The following is a 14077-nucleotide window of genomic DNA, read 5'->3' as shown; positions in this document are numbered from 1 at the left end:
ACCTCCTCCTTTATTCTCTTAATGATTTCACCACCTTGTTTAATATCCCGTCCACAATATTTTCTGGTCCGGTAAAATCTAAAGCGGTATTGGCTAATGCCATGGGCGTAATGTCTTGTGGATTTTGTAAACGACGAGTCAAATCCTTAATTCTTGCCACGTCCTCGGTATGAATAAATTCTATGGTTGGTTTTTTCGCAAAAGCCAACCTTTTATACCAATCGTCAGTTTCTAAGATATATTTAATTTCTGGCAAAGCCGAAGCACCACCGCATAACAAAATACGAGAAGGTAATAAATCATCAGAAAACTCCTCTAATGTTAATTCTACTCCAGAAAGCCAAACCTTGCAATCAGGCAAAAATGCTTTCTTGACCCTGCCAGCAGATTTTCCTTCCAAAAAACCATTTGAATAACTAATTTTCATCTCTTCAGCCATCTCAAAAGAAATGCTCAAATTTTGTGATAATCGTTTAGTAAATGAACGGCCACCAATGGCAATCATTTTTGTCCCTTCCAAGCCGCCATTTCTCACCACCGCAATATCGGTGGTTCCCCCGCCTAAATCCATAAAGATCGCGGAAAAATCCAAGGAATCATCCAAACCGACTGCTTTGGCGACTGCATATGGCTCGGCCGCAATCGCAATTAAATCTAAACCCAATTCTTCAGTGATTGTTTGCAATGCCCCTAAATGCACAATCGGCGCAAAAGCGTTAAAAACCGAGACCGAGACATCTTTTCCTTGGAAACCCAAAGGGTTAGTGACGCGGTACCCATCAATTTTAACATCCACGATTGCAGCATTAACTAATTTGACATCAATTTCTGCATGCCCAGTTTCAAAAGAAAGCGATTCGCGAACTTTATCAAAAGCACGCCGCTGCACCTTATCAACGATATTTCTCAACTCCGCATAGGTAATTTTTTCTTTAGCTTTGGCGCGAGAATAATGAACCGTGGTGGTCGTGCCTTTAACCAATTCTCCAGCAATGCCGACAATCACTTGAGTGGCAGTTGCTTTTGCCATTTCTTCGGCTCTGGCAATCGCTTCTTGAGAATTTTTTATCACTCCCTCAATATCCAAAACTACGCCGCCGCGCATTTCCGTTAATTTCTGCCTCACCCGGGCGACACCCAAAATTTCCGCTTCATCGCCTTTAATTTCAAAAATTAGAGCTTTAATAAATTCGGTGCCAATATCTAAAACTAAGCCAAAATTTCCCTTGTTAGGTTTTAGAAAATCGAATAGTGCCAATTTGCCCCTCAATAAAATTTATGCTAAAACAGCTTTAATATTCCTTTAATTATTTTAAACTACAGGATTCGATGGAATATTTGAATTTCCAACTTTCTTTTTTCTTTTAATAATTAAATAAATCAAAATTCCCATCAAAACTAAAACTAAACCAAATAAACCATAGGTTAAAGTGCTGAAAATAAAAGTGGGGATATTGGTTGAAGTTGATGCCGGTGTTTCAATTTTGGGTTTAATGGTAAACTTAGCAATTTCTACCTTATCAGATTTTTGACTATTGGCGTCAGTGACTTCAGCTTCGACACGATGCTCGCCAATTGCTAGATCTTGGGTTAAAGTGTACAACCAATTACCGTCTTTATCTGATTTGACCTCTGCGGTAATCGGATCGGAGTAGATATATAATTTAACAGTTGAATTGACTGATGTTTTGCCAGAAAAAGTGATTTTTTGGCCTTGCCTTAAAGTTTTATTATATGTCTTGTTTTCTGACAGGGCATTGCCATTAATAGCAGAAATGGCAGGTGCTGATGGTTTTTGAACAGTGGCAGGGGCAGAGGTGGTCGTGGTGGTGGATTTGGGTTGAGTAGCAGAAGTAAAAGTTATTTGAATTGAAGCATCTGTAGCCCAGTCTGTCATTTGCCAATTTTGGAGAGTTATGGTTTTAGTGTCAGCCACCGTAGATGAAAGTTGAAAAATTACATCACCGCTCGTTATTTCTGAAGGAGAAATCGAATTTCCTGAACCAGAAACTAAAATTCTATACTTATGACCTCCGCCCGGAGGCCAATAGCAAGGCGCACTTGGACATTCTGTGCTCACAATCCAAACACCACCGTTTATCTTAATAATTTCAGAACCATTAGCCAAGGCTGAGTCTTTATCCGACCATATTTTGCTATATCCTACATAAGTTCCCTGCGAATCATAGATATTTTTTTGGCTTGAAGTTGCAAAAATAATTTGAGGAAAACTCAACCCCAAAACCAAAATTCCAATAATTATTTTTTTAAACATTTTTCCTCCTGTTTTAATACAATAATTTTATCTTAATACTTTATTGAATCCGAAAAAATGGTAATGTTGCCGGCGGCGTCACGATACTGAACGTAAACTGTTTTACTACCTTTGCCAGTAGTTAAAGTCCATTTCTTTGTCGAGGCAAAGTTTTCCCAAGAAGTCCAGGTGATGTTGTCATTTGAAAATCTCATCTGCACTGTTCCGCCTAGGTTATCAGAAGCAGAAAGATTTAAAGTGACATAACGAGTTTTGGTGGAGACAGCACCATTATTGATTAAAATCGAACCTGTGGGCGCCGTGGTGTCAATTGAAATCGTATCATTGTAAGTTTGTGAGATATTGCCAGCGGCATCGCGAAAACGAACAAAAATTGTTTTTATCCCATCGCCATTATAGAAAGTCCAAAATTTGGTAGTTGAATATGGCTCCCATGCGTCAGAACGGCAAACATAACCCTCATCAGTGCAAAACTGCATCTCGGTTACACCAACATTATCTTGAGCCGAAAGGGTTAAAGCAACAACGCTTGAAGTAGCATAGACCGCGTTATTGTTGATTATAACCAAACCATTAGAGGGCTGTGTGGTATCTAGCCAAATGCTGTCAGAATAAGTAGTTGAGATATTACCTGAAGCATCACGAAATCGCACATAAACCGTTTTTAAGCCATCTCCGGAACTTAAAATCCAATTTTTACTCGCAGAATAAGGCTCCCAAGAATTAAATATCGTTCCATTGTTGGAAAATTGCATTTCGGTCACACTAACATTATCTGTGGCAGTAAGATTAAGAGTCACTCCCGTTTGGTTTACATATAAAGCATCATTGTTAATTTTGATTAAACCGGTTGGAACTTGATCATCTAATAGAAGAGTAGTAAATTCTCCAATATTTAGAAAAAAATCATTGTTATTGTCATCGAAACTTTCAACCTTAAAGCCGTATAAAGTTTCTGGCAATAAGCCGGTCAAGGTAATTGAATGATTTGTCGTTAAACTCCAACTTGTATATGAAGTCGGATAATTATAAAGCTCTAACGCCCCAGCTTGGTACCACACTCGACTGTAAGTTGGAATATCGGTTGTCCAACTAACAGTCGCGGATCTGTCAAGAGGCTGCACCACTAAGTTGCTAATATGGGATGACTCAGGAGTTCTAAAATTTTCTGGGTTGTAATAAGAACGACTGCCGTCAGTAGAAATTGAGACAATTGTCAGCCAATAAACGGTTGAGGGTTTTAATCCTGTCAAATTTTTCTCATGATGTTGGGCCAAATTATTATCATTTTGCTGTACTGTATCGTAGTACGCGACTTCATTGGCGCCATGAAATCTAATTTCAGCCGTAGAGGGAATATCAGTATTCCAGACAAGATCAAGGCTATTTTCGGTTAGATTTTGACTGACAAAATTTATCACTTGAGGATATTGACCTTGGGTGGTGGTAAAATAAGTGGGCGAAGTTGTGGCGCCATTGCCATTTTGGTCTTGAGATTTAATGATAAAAATATATTCCTGATTATCATCTAGTTGAGATAAAACCACGCTATGAGTGGTGGATAGATTAGCGTCTGCCGCTTCATTTCGATATTGATAATACAAGTTTTTTGTCCAATAGGTCCGGTTATATTGAACCAAACCGGTAGTTGGGATGTCAGTCTCCCAAGTAATTGTGGTCTGATGCGGTTCTAGCGCAATATTAACATTTTGAATTGAAAAAAACGGCGTTTGAGTAGTGAAAGTATAATCTGGCGAGGATATTTCTTTGGCAAATTCATCAGCAATAATTCGATAATGATAAGTAGTGCTGGGTTCTAAATCCAGAAGCTGAACCGCAAAGTCCGCAATCTCACTATCAGGGTAAGCCGTCTTGCCATAGTTTGTGTCTTTGCCATATTCTACCCAACTATAAGATTGACGATTGGTATTCCAGTTAATTATTGTCTCCGTAGGTGAAAAAACAGCTGCCTCCAGGTTAAAAATTTCAAGCGGGACGCCATAATCAACCCTGTTCATACTTTCATAAATATTGCCACTGGTATCAATTACCTTTAGTCTGATGGTATAACGGCCAAAAGCCAAACCGCTGGTATTCCAAGCGCCTAATAAATTATTAGTTTTTGGAGTTGTGGAAGTTACAATTTCCATCCAAGTTTGAGGCAAATCGCCTGCCCCATACTCAAGCAAATATTCTTGAAAATTCGCGGCTTGGACCGTGCCAAAAACATTGACACTATTCCCATCAAAATGACCGACTGGTGCCAAAATTACCGCCTGCCCCATCAAGGTTTCATTTAAGGCTTTTTGAGCATTGATCCGACCAAAACCGAAATTAGGATCAAAACCCGTTGCTCCTAAGTCGTCGGCTGATTTTACCAAAACTTGCCTGACTTCCTCACTGGTTAAATTTGAGTTTTGGGCAAGGATTAAAGCAATTAAACCCGCGACATGTGGTGATGCCATTGAGGTGCCGGAAGCAACCCGATATTTTTCGCCCACATTTAAATAAGTTGAGTCGTCAAGGGAGGATTTAGATGAGAGAATGCCTACACCCGGCGCTGAAACATCAACCTTGCCAAAACTAGAAAACCCTGCTAAAGAATCAGTATTATCAGTCGCTGAAACTGAAATTACTTCAGGAAATCCAGAAGGAATGTCATAAAGATTATCTTCGCTACTGTTACCGGCAGCGGCAACAATCACTGGCCCCACACTATAAACATATTTAATCGCGTCATGAACAAGTCGGCTGTAAGACCCTCCCCAGCTATTATTAATAATCTCAGCACCATTTTCGGCAGCGTAAATTAGCGCATTAGCCGCATCCGTATGTGTGCCTACGCCATCTTTAGTTAAAAATTTTACCGGCATAATCTTGGCTTTTGGAGCTACCCCAATTACACCCACGCCATTATTGCCGACCGCGGCGATCGTGCCCGAAACATGAGTTCCGTGACCATTATCATCTATTGGATCATTATCCTGCTCTTTACTGCCACTGATCATAGACGACCATCCTCGAGGTTGAGTAACGATAGTACTTGCATCCCAGCCCTGCCAATCGTCAATATAGCCATTGCCGTCGTCATCAAGACCATTGCTGTTTTTATTATTACCATTAGCATCTATGCCTACTTCGCCGGGATTGTTCCAAATATTTTGAGCCAAATCTTCATGATTATAATCTGCGCCAGTGTCAACTACTGCCACAGTTATTCCTTCTCCCAACGCCAAATCCCAAGCTGACTCTGGTTGAATTTTCTTAATTCCCCAGAGGTCGTCAAAGCCCTGGCCCCAAGAACCTGATGAAGAATAAAAAGGATCATTCGGTATCATTTCCGTGTAGATTATTTGGTTGAGTTCGACATATTCAACCCCCGGATGTTTAGATAATTTCTCGATTGCCTTGGCTTCTGACCCAGCCATGACTTTCTTTTTATAAACATTTAATTTTTGGCTCGCTTTGCCCTTAAAAATCGATTGCCATGATTCACCGCCTAAATTTTGTTCCAAATCTTTGAGCGATTTATCTTTATTAGGATTAATGCTTTCTTTAAATTTGACGATGATTTCGCCTGGAACAAAAGTCGGCTTTTTTTGATCGGTTTTACTTGGTTCTTTTTTAGAGTCCGAGTTCTGATTTTTAGCCAAACCAACTTTAAACGAAAACGAAAAAATTAATACAAAAATAAGAAAAATCTGAAAAATCTTAATAATTACTTTATTCATTTTTTCCCTTCAGCCCCTCTTTATACTTTATGTTTTATTTAAAACCGCTTTGATTCGGCGAACTCCTGCAGAAGAAGATTCCTCTTTAATAATTTTAAATTTACCGAGTAGACTGGTTTTTTTAACATGCGGGCCGCCGCAAATTTCTTTAGAAAATGTGCCGATCGAATATACTTTAACTTTATCGCCATATCTGGCATCAAAAGTGCCGTGAGCACCTGATTTTTTCGCTTCCTCTAAACTCATCTGTTTCATTTTTACGAGCAGATTGCTTTTAATTTTTTCATTCACTAGATTTTCAACTTTTTTAACCTGCTCAGGTGTTAATTTTTCCGGATGTGAAAAATCAAATCTTAATCGTTCAGCGTTAATATTCGAACCTTTTTGAATTACCCGATCGCCTAAAATTTGTCGCAAAGCTGCTAATAATAAATGTGCTGCTGTGTGAAGTTTAATTGTCTGTTCGCTGGTATCTTCCAAACCACCTTTAAACTTCCCAGCAGATGCGGTTCTAGATAATTCCTGATGCTTTTTAATTTCCGCGTTTAAATCCTCATTATTAATCTTAATTTTTTTCATCGCGGCATATTCGCGAGATAATTCCAAAGGAAATCCATAAGTTTGATATAAATCAAAAACTGCTTTGGCATCAAGGATTTCAAGTTTTGTAATAATTTTCTTCCCTCGCTCAACTGTTGTTTGAAATTTTTCAATTTCCAGACTAATCACTTTATTAATTTTATCTTTTGAATTCTGAAGTGAAGGATAAATATTAATGATTTCTTCGATAATTTCAGGAACCCAATCATTTTTATATTCACTCCACTGACTATGTAATAATGCTCTTCTAATCAATCTTCGAACTATATAACCTTGATCTTTATTTGAGGGAAAAACTCCATCGTTTACCAAAAAAGTTGCGGCTTTAAGATGATCTACAATAATTTTTAAAGATTCTTTATCGCGATTATAATTAAGTGGTAACACCTCACCATCACCTAAATACTTAATTATTGGCCAAAACAAATCAGTTTCATAAACATCATCTTTTTCTTGCATTATTGCTGCTAACCGTTCCAAACCCATCCCCGTATCAACACCTTGATATCTTGAAGGTCCGTATTCATTGTCATGAAAAACATATTCGTTAAAAACTAAATTCCAAACTTCAATGCCACCTGCCCCGAGCGAAGTCGAGGGGTCCACATAAAATTCAATAGTCGGACCAGCCGGACTTAACTCTGTCCCCAAAGTCCAAAAATTATCTTCAAAACCGTGAGGTTCAATTTTATCCAAACCCTTGACAGATTCAAGGTTTCTTCTTGAACCCTCATCAATCATTAACTTTTTTTCCTCGTCACCGCCAAAATAAGTCGCCGAAATTCTCCCAGGATCAATTCCTAACCATTTTTTATCAGTCAAAAATTCCCACGCGAAATCAATCGCCTCTTTTTTAAAATATGATCCCTTTTTACCAGGATAACCAAAAGAAAAATTGCCCAGCATTTCGAAAAAAGTGAGGTGGGTTTTATCACCGACTTCTTCAATATCAGAAGTCCGCACACACGGTTGAATAGTCACCATCCTGGCAGTTGAGGCACGATCCGGATAAGCGTAATAATTTTTAAACTGCTGCATCCCGGCGGTTGTAAATAAAACCGAGGCATCGGTTTCGTGGGGTATTAGAGAAGATGGCGCGGCCAATTGATGCTTATTATTGTTAAAAAAACTGACAAATTTTTCACGGATTGTATTCGAATTCATTTTATCACAATCTTTATTCTCTTATTTTATTACCGACCTAACATCCAAGACAAAATTATATCTTTAAGGGTTGGCTTCATTTTAACTTTCTTTTCGCTTTCCCACCACTTACCATATAATTGATCATAAATTTGTTTATTCTTTTGCACTTTCACATAATAATATGAAGTTTCCGCATTGAGCGAACCGCCATAGGTGGCAAATCTGTCAGCCAAAGCTACCCCGCCATTATAAGCGATTAAAACATAACTCACATCCCAAGGATATTTGTTGGTTAAATTCCGCAAATACCAGCAACCATACTTAATATTTGTCTCGGGATTATATAATTTATCGGGGCTATAACTTGCTTCTTCTCCCAAACTGCGGGCGATTCCTCTGCCAGTTTGGGGCATAATTTGCATCAAGCCTCGTGCTCCCACCGGTGAAGTCGCGTGAGCGTTAAAATGGCTTTCGGAAAAAATTACCCCGGCAACGAAATTTGGATCAAGTTGATATTCTGTCGCGTATTTTTTAATTAAATCTTTATATTCCAAAGGATAAACCGTGTCGCTTAAAATTTTTGGAAGATAGAAATAAACGAAAATTCCGACCAAAATAACAATGAACGTTACTGATAGAATTTTAATTTTACGTTTCATTTAATCCTTAATCAGGAATTTATTATTGGGGAATTTGTAATTCCTGACCCTTCTTTAAATTATATGGACTCTCTAAATTGTTTAATTGCGCAATTTCTTTCCAATCGACTTTCAGTTTCAAACCAATTGAATATAAAGTATCACCTGATTCAACTGTATAAACACCGCCGGGAAATGTTGAAGTTGTTTCAGTTTCAGTCCCGACCGTTTGTTCGGAATCAGTGGGAATAGTATTTTGGTCCGGTTCGATGCTTTCGCCCAAAACCTTTTCGCCCGGTTGATCAGACATAGATTCATTTGTTGATACTTCTGCGGCTTGGTTATGCGTCACGAAATACCAAACACCAAAAATTACCAATAAACCCACTACCACAATGATGGTGGTAAGGCCTACGGCAAAAGCTCTTTCGTCTTCCAGGGAAAATGGTTCCTTGGAATCTCCCTCCTTTTCAACAATTCTTTCTTCTTTCGAATCTGGCGTTTCTGAATCATCATCCAAAGGCAGGTAACTTTTTATTACAGGCTCTATGGGCATAAATACTCCCTCTGGTCGCAAATTCTAAACTCTAATATCTAAATTCTAAACAAACAATATCAAAATCCAAATGTTCAAATGTTCAAAACCTGTTTGGAATATTTTAATTTTGGTTATTAAAATTTGTTTCGAATTTAGGATTTCGTGCTTAGAGTTTTTAATATCCTAATATTAATATAACTAATTTTTCACAATTTGACAAATTTTTAGTACAAATAAAAAAACGGGGTTGGTCTGGGTCTTGAATCGGGCCATCCCCGTCAAGAAAAAATACTATTAAGTCTAAGTTTCTGTTGGTGGCAACCATTTGTCAAGCCAGGCAATCATTGCTTCCCATCGGTTCTGATCAATGGCCAAAGTATTTCCGGATCCTCCGCCGCCACCAATTCCCCAACTAATACAGGCTGGACAAATCTGACCGTCAACGAAATAGTTTTCCGGTTTAATAAAAACATTAATTACGAGCGAAACGCTACTATGCGGAGCTCGAAATGACCGGAGTATAAATGCTGATGGGTGAGTCGGACCAACGCGAACCATAAGCCCATCGAGTTGATGTTCAAATGATGTGTCTTTAAATATTACTACGCCAGGAAAAATGGCGATTAGGTTTCCAACCAACTGCTCTGACAAATGTGTATCATTGCGCGCCCTGCCATAAAGCAAGAGTTTGTCCTGCAATGGCATTTTCTTGATACCGAATTTTTGTTGAAGATGCCGAGGAAAAGCATGGAATGAATATCCTAATCTGGAAAGTCCTGATTCGCGCCAAAGCTGGCGCAATTCTTCAAACAACTCATCGCTAATCTGAACGACTGGACTTTCCATATCCTCGACCCCCCTTAGGTTGAATTGTTAAAGTCACCAAGACCAAGCTCAAGGCTCAGCCCTTATTTTGTCTATTTTACAACAAGAATTCCCAAATAGCAAGTGATTATCAATATAAAAAACAGAAACTCCTTTTGTTTCTGCAAGATTGATCTGGTGCCCGAGGCCGGACTCGAACCGGCACGGCTGTTTAGGCCACGACATTTTAAGTGTCGCGTGTATACCAATTTCACCACTCGGGCATAGTATTAAAATTTCTAATTATTCTAATTAACTTAATATTAGTTTTCAATTTCCAAATTTTTTGAGATTTGAGGTTTAGAATTTGATTGGTTATTGATGTTTGGGATTTGGTAATTATTTAGAAATTAGGACTTAGATATTAGAAATTTACTTATTCTGTGCCTTAAAAATCACTACATCTCTTTCTTCGGCTGGTAAATCAGATTTTGCCACTCGATACACTTCACATGCTTCCTTGTTAGAAATTCCCTCAGCTTCCAAAAATTCTCCGACTTCAGCTAAATCAACTTGCAAGCCCGGCAATTGATAGTGCATTGGAATGACAATTTTAGGATCAATTTGGCCAATTACCGCGACGGCTTTCGCCACGTCAATCGTATACGTACCACCCACTGGCACAAATAAAATATCAACTTCGCCAATTTGTTCCAATTGCTCGTCACTTAAACCCGTGCCTAAATCTCCTAAATGACAAAGTCGAATATTGCCATCATCGATAGTATAAATTGTATTTAAACCACGCTCTTTTCCTTCTAACTTATCATGAAAACTTCCGATACCATGAAAATAAATCCCCGAAACTTCATACTCGCCCGGACCGGTAATCCTAAAAGGTTTTTCGCCATTGTTTCCTGAAATTGCCTCAACATTATTATGATCTTGATGATTATGGGTGACTAAAACAATATTTGCCGTTAATTGTAAGGGTAATTTCAAACCAATGCTGTCCGAATATGGATCAATAATAATTTTTACTTTTTTGGTTTGCAGGGCAAAACATGATTGCCCATACCATTTAATTTCCATTTTACCCTCAATAAATTAATGATCGCTAATTTATTTTTTGCTTTTTGGAATATTTAAACTGAGACCAATTTTATGTGCGCCTGGCTCAATCGAAATGATGCGAAATTCTTTTTCTTGACCTTCTTCGAGTAAACTTCTCGGATCAGTGATGTGTTCATCACCAATTTCAGAAATATGAACTAAACCTTCAATATCTTTTTCTAATTGTACAAAAGCTCCAAACGGCGTCACACGAGTAATTTTGCCGAAGATTTTTTGGTCAGTTTTATATTTTTTAACTTTTTTCACCCAAGGATCAGGCAAAAGTCTTTTAATACTTAACGAAATCCGGCCTTCTTCGGTGGAAATAATTTCGGCGTCGATTTTTTGGCCAATTTTAAACTCTTTTTTGATATCTTCGACTTTACTCCAGGAAACTTCAGAAATGTGGACCAAACCTTCATATTCTTCTGAGCCTTCTTCGCCCAAATTAAAGCGGACAAAAATTCCAAAATCAACTACTCCTGAAACTGTTCCGCTAATTTTAGTGCCAACTTTCAAACTCGCAATTTTTTCTTTCTCAACCTTTGAAGAAGCTTTTTTCTCGGAAAAAATTAATTTTAAGGCTTGTTGGTCAAAACTGATAATTTTAACGTCTAATTTCAAGCCAACGAGCTTGGCTAATTTTTCTAAAATCTTTTCTTTGTCCCCACCAACATGCGGATAATGCTTAGATGATAATTGTGATAAAGGCAAAAATCCTTTTGCCCCAGAAGTTTCCACCATCAAACCGCCCCGATTTGCTTCCACGACTTTCACGAAAATATTTTCTTGATCTTCAAATTTGCGCTTTAGGTTCAACCAAATTTTTTCCCGATCCGCTTTTTTCAAAGAAAGGATGATATGGCCTTTTTCGTCTTCGGGTTTTAAGACAAAGGCGATGATTTTTTCGCCAATTTTTAAATCTTCTGCCTCAAAAGGAATTTCACGAGGCGGAATCATACCAATACCGCGACCTTCGACATCAACCCAAATTCGATTTCGAGTCTTACTTAAAATTGACCCTTCGGCAGTATCACCTTCTTTCAAGGGCAAATACAAAACCTGGTTTTTAAGAATTTTTTCCATTTTCGCTTCAGTTTTAATCATGCTTTTTTACCTTTTAGATTTAGCCATCTTAACCCGTTTTCGAAGCAGGCTTGTCTGCCGATGAGGCAGATATTTTTCTTTTCTAACTTGATTTTGATGCCTAAATAATTCTTGCGGGAATTTTCTTATCCCATAATTTAAAATTATAAACCCCCAAACTATAAATGTCAATGATAGCAATAACCACCAAAAAAAATCTGAGAAAAAAGGCAAATCAGCCTTAGCAAAAAGCCAAAATCCCAATCCAATCAACGCCACCGTCAGCAACCAACTAAAAATTTGATTTAAAAAGTGCTGCCAGGGAGTTTTTGTCCTAAACCAAATATATTCCGCCACCTTAATAATCGTTGCTAAAATTAGAATTGCTAACAAAATGATTAAAACTGTGTCCTGAATTTGCGGGACAATTTGATTAGTCAATAAAAATTGGCGGGAAAAATATTTTTTAAAAAACTCGAATAATAAATTCTTCATAAAATATTTACATCCAAAAAAGATGAAAAGCTATGCCGAGGGGCAGGATCGAACTGCCGACACCATGATTTTCAGTCATGTGCTCTGCCACTGAGCTACCTCGGCACGTCGCGGCAACTTTCACTAATGGTACACCCGGTCCGATTCGAACGGACGACTTCTTGGATGTAAACCAAGCGCTCTAACCGCTGAGCTACGGGTGCGTTTCGCAAAGGTCGTCCTTTTATCCCAATCAATTCATAACAATTTTATCAAAACCTTCGCCTAAAATCAAGTTTAAGTTTATAATAGATTTATGAAAATTATCAAAATAAATCTTAAAAATATTTCGAAAAATAAATTAATCAAAATCAGCCAAATCATTAAAAAAGGCGGAGTAATAGTTTTTCCATCAGACACTTGCTATGGTTTAGCGGCCGATGCCACCAATCCGAAAGCGGTTCGGAAAGTTTTTCAGATTAAAAACAGACCGGCCGATAAACCGATCTCAGTAATCGTGACGAATTTAGAAATGGCGGAAAAATTTGCCAAAATTAACCAATATACCAAAATCGAGCTAAAAAAAATATTGCCAGGATCATATACAATTATTTTACCCTTGAAAAAAAATCAAAAAATTTATACCAACACCAATAATTCAATTAGCTTAAGAATACCTGATTTTCCTTTTACCGAAGCTCTCTCGGCTCAGATTCAACTCCCATATACTGCAACAAGTGCCAATTTGTCCGGATCCCCTGAAATTTGGTCAGCTCAAAAGGCGATTAAATTTTTTAAATCACAAAAAGTTAAACCAGATTTAATCATTGATGCTGGTATTTTACCTCAAAAACCTCTCTCAAAAATTGTTGATTTTACTCAACAACAACCAAAAATTATTTTGCGAAGTTAATTAGTTCCGCTTGAACTGGACAATGGTCAGAACCTAAAACCCGCACTTGAATCTGGGCGTTTTTTAATTTTGATTTTAATTTATCTGAAACAAAAATATAATCTAAACGCCAACCCAAATTTCTTTGACGAGCTTGGCGATAATATGGCCACCAAGAATAATGTCCATTATTCTGATGAAATTTTCGAAAACTATCAATAAAACCCATTTTTATCAATTGATCTATTTTTTCTCTTTCTTCGGGCAAAAACATAATATTATTTTTATTTTCCTTGGGTCTTGCCAAATCTCTTTCGTCATGGGCGATATTAAAATCACCAATCAAAATTACCTTTTGCGAAGTCAATGTTTTTAATAAAATCAATAATTTTTTATAGACCTGTAATTTATAATCCAAATTCTCTTTAGCGCGCCCTCCGTGAGGCATATAAACACTAATTAAAATATAATCCTCAAAATCTAAACGTAAAAAACGACCCTCTGAGTCAAATCTTTTTATTCCTATATTATAGAGTACTTTTTGAGGCTTAATTTTAGAAAAAACCGCTACCCCGGCATAGCCTTTTTTCTGAGCCGGATTAAAATAAAAATGGTAATTTTTGGGAATTTCAAGATGTTCAATCGTTTCGGGTTGTGCTTTCATTTCCTGCAAACCGACAATGTCTGGATTTTCCGTCTCAAACCAGCTTAAAAAACCCTTATTCCAAGCTGATCTTATCCCGTTCACATTCCAAGAATAAATTTTCATAATTTATAATA

The 14077-nt window shown here is 37.6% G+C and carries 12 protein-coding genes and 3 tRNA genes; 1 reads left to right on the top strand and 14 read right to left on the bottom strand.

Annotated elements, in window-relative coordinates:
* Positions 1-10: 10 nt before the first annotated feature.
* From VJJ80_02835 to VJJ80_02775, 13 genes are all read right to left on the bottom strand, one after another.
* Positions 11-1258: a cell division FtsA domain-containing protein gene (locus VJJ80_02835; protein ID HLC39027.1), complete on the bottom strand. Its 1248-nt coding sequence runs from the start codon at positions 1256-1258 to the stop codon at positions 11-13.
* A gap of 54 nt (positions 1259-1312) precedes the next feature.
* Positions 1313-2275: an Ig-like domain-containing protein gene (locus tag VJJ80_02830; GenBank protein HLC39026.1), complete on the bottom strand. Its 963-nt coding sequence runs from the start codon at positions 2273-2275 to the stop codon at positions 1313-1315.
* 32 nt (positions 2276-2307) lie between these two features.
* Entirely contained in the window at positions 2308-6006 is a 3699-nt protein-coding gene (locus VJJ80_02825) for a S8 family serine peptidase (protein ID HLC39025.1), read from the bottom strand.
* Between the two features lie 27 nt (positions 6007-6033).
* On the bottom strand, positions 6034-7770 hold the full coding sequence (locus tag VJJ80_02820) for an alanine--tRNA ligase (GenBank protein ID HLC39024.1): 1737 nt from the start codon (positions 7768-7770) through the stop codon (positions 6034-6036).
* Positions 7771-7799: 29 nt separating this feature from the next.
* The gene (locus VJJ80_02815) at positions 7800-8411 is read right to left on the bottom strand and encodes a lytic transglycosylase domain-containing protein (protein ID HLC39023.1); all 612 of its coding nucleotides are present in this window, start codon (positions 8409-8411) and stop codon (positions 7800-7802) included.
* 22 nt (positions 8412-8433) lie between these two features.
* On the bottom strand, positions 8434-8946 hold the full coding sequence (locus VJJ80_02810; GenBank protein HLC39022.1) for a LysM peptidoglycan-binding domain-containing protein: 513 nt from the start codon (positions 8944-8946) through the stop codon (positions 8434-8436).
* A 282-nt stretch (positions 8947-9228) separates the two neighbouring features.
* Positions 9229-9774 carry a hypothetical protein gene (locus tag VJJ80_02805; protein ID HLC39021.1) on the bottom strand — a complete coding sequence of 182 codons (546 nt, stop codon included), beginning with the start codon at positions 9772-9774 and terminating at the stop codon, positions 9229-9231.
* 154 nt (positions 9775-9928) lie between these two features.
* Positions 9929-10016: transfer RNA gene (locus VJJ80_02800), tRNA-Leu, on the bottom strand.
* 148 nt (positions 10017-10164) lie between these two features.
* A complete protein-coding gene (locus VJJ80_02795; GenBank protein HLC39020.1) occupies positions 10165-10824 on the bottom strand; it encodes an MBL fold metallo-hydrolase in 660 nt (219 codons plus the stop codon).
* A gap of 30 nt (positions 10825-10854) precedes the next feature.
* Entirely contained in the window at positions 10855-11952 is a 1098-nt protein-coding gene (locus VJJ80_02790; GenBank protein HLC39019.1) for a S1 RNA-binding domain-containing protein, read from the bottom strand.
* Between the two features lie 6 nt (positions 11953-11958).
* A complete protein-coding gene (locus VJJ80_02785) occupies positions 11959-12426 on the bottom strand; it encodes a hypothetical protein (GenBank protein ID HLC39018.1) in 468 nt (155 codons plus the stop codon).
* Between the two features lie 33 nt (positions 12427-12459).
* Positions 12460-12531, bottom strand: a tRNA-Phe gene (locus VJJ80_02780).
* Positions 12532-12553: 22 nt separating this feature from the next.
* Positions 12554-12629 (bottom strand) — tRNA-Val (locus VJJ80_02775).
* A gap of 92 nt (positions 12630-12721) precedes the next feature.
* Here VJJ80_02775 and VJJ80_02770 point away from each other — a divergent pair.
* Positions 12722-13318 (top strand): L-threonylcarbamoyladenylate synthase, encoded by a 597-nt coding sequence (locus VJJ80_02770; protein HLC39017.1) that lies wholly within the window; start codon positions 12722-12724, stop codon positions 13316-13318.
* On the opposite strand, the gene VJJ80_02765 is transcribed toward VJJ80_02770, so the two are convergent.
* Complete coding sequence (locus VJJ80_02765; protein ID HLC39016.1) at positions 13302-14066, bottom strand: exodeoxyribonuclease III; 765 nt, start codon at positions 14064-14066, stop codon at positions 13302-13304. The two genes, VJJ80_02770 and VJJ80_02765, sit on opposite strands and share 17 nt — an antisense overlap.
* Positions 14067-14077 lie beyond the last annotated feature (11 nt).

The sequence above is a fragment of the Patescibacteria group bacterium genome, from assembly GCA_035288465.1.
Classification (GTDB): Bacteria; Patescibacteriota; UBA1384; order DATEAH01; family DATEAH01; genus DATEAH01.
Note: the sequence above shows the minus strand (reverse complement) of the source record. Positions and strands in the feature narration are given on the sequence as shown.

Excerpts from the sequence above, each read along its gene's own strand:
- VJJ80_02810 (HLC39022.1), bottom strand. The coding sequence starts at position 8,946 with ATGCCCATAGAGCCTGTAATAAAAAGTTACCTGCCTTTGGATGATGAT.
- VJJ80_02795 (HLC39020.1), bottom strand. The coding sequence starts at position 10,824 with ATGGAAATTAAATGGTATGGGCAATCATGTTTTGCCCTGCAAACCAAA.
- VJJ80_02805 (HLC39021.1), bottom strand. The coding sequence starts at position 9,774 with ATGGAAAGTCCAGTCGTTCAGATTAGCGATGAGTTGTTTGAAGAATTG.
- VJJ80_02770 (HLC39017.1), top strand. The coding sequence starts at position 12,722 with ATGAAAATTATCAAAATAAATCTTAAAAATATTTCGAAAAATAAATTA.
- VJJ80_02815 (HLC39023.1), bottom strand. The coding sequence starts at position 8,411 with ATGAAACGTAAAATTAAAATTCTATCAGTAACGTTCATTGTTATTTTG.
- VJJ80_02765 (HLC39016.1), bottom strand. The coding sequence starts at position 14,066 with ATGAAAATTTATTCTTGGAATGTGAACGGGATAAGATCAGCTTGGAAT.
- VJJ80_02785 (HLC39018.1), bottom strand. The coding sequence starts at position 12,426 with ATGAAGAATTTATTATTCGAGTTTTTTAAAAAATATTTTTCCCGCCAA.
- VJJ80_02825 (HLC39025.1), bottom strand. The coding sequence starts at position 6,006 with ATGAATAAAGTAATTATTAAGATTTTTCAGATTTTTCTTATTTTTGTA.
- VJJ80_02820 (HLC39024.1), bottom strand. The coding sequence starts at position 7,770 with ATGAATTCGAATACAATCCGTGAAAAATTTGTCAGTTTTTTTAACAAT.
- VJJ80_02830 (HLC39026.1), bottom strand. The coding sequence starts at position 2,275 with ATGTTTAAAAAAATAATTATTGGAATTTTGGTTTTGGGGTTGAGTTTT.
- VJJ80_02790 (HLC39019.1), bottom strand. The coding sequence starts at position 11,952 with ATGATTAAAACTGAAGCGAAAATGGAAAAAATTCTTAAAAACCAGGTT.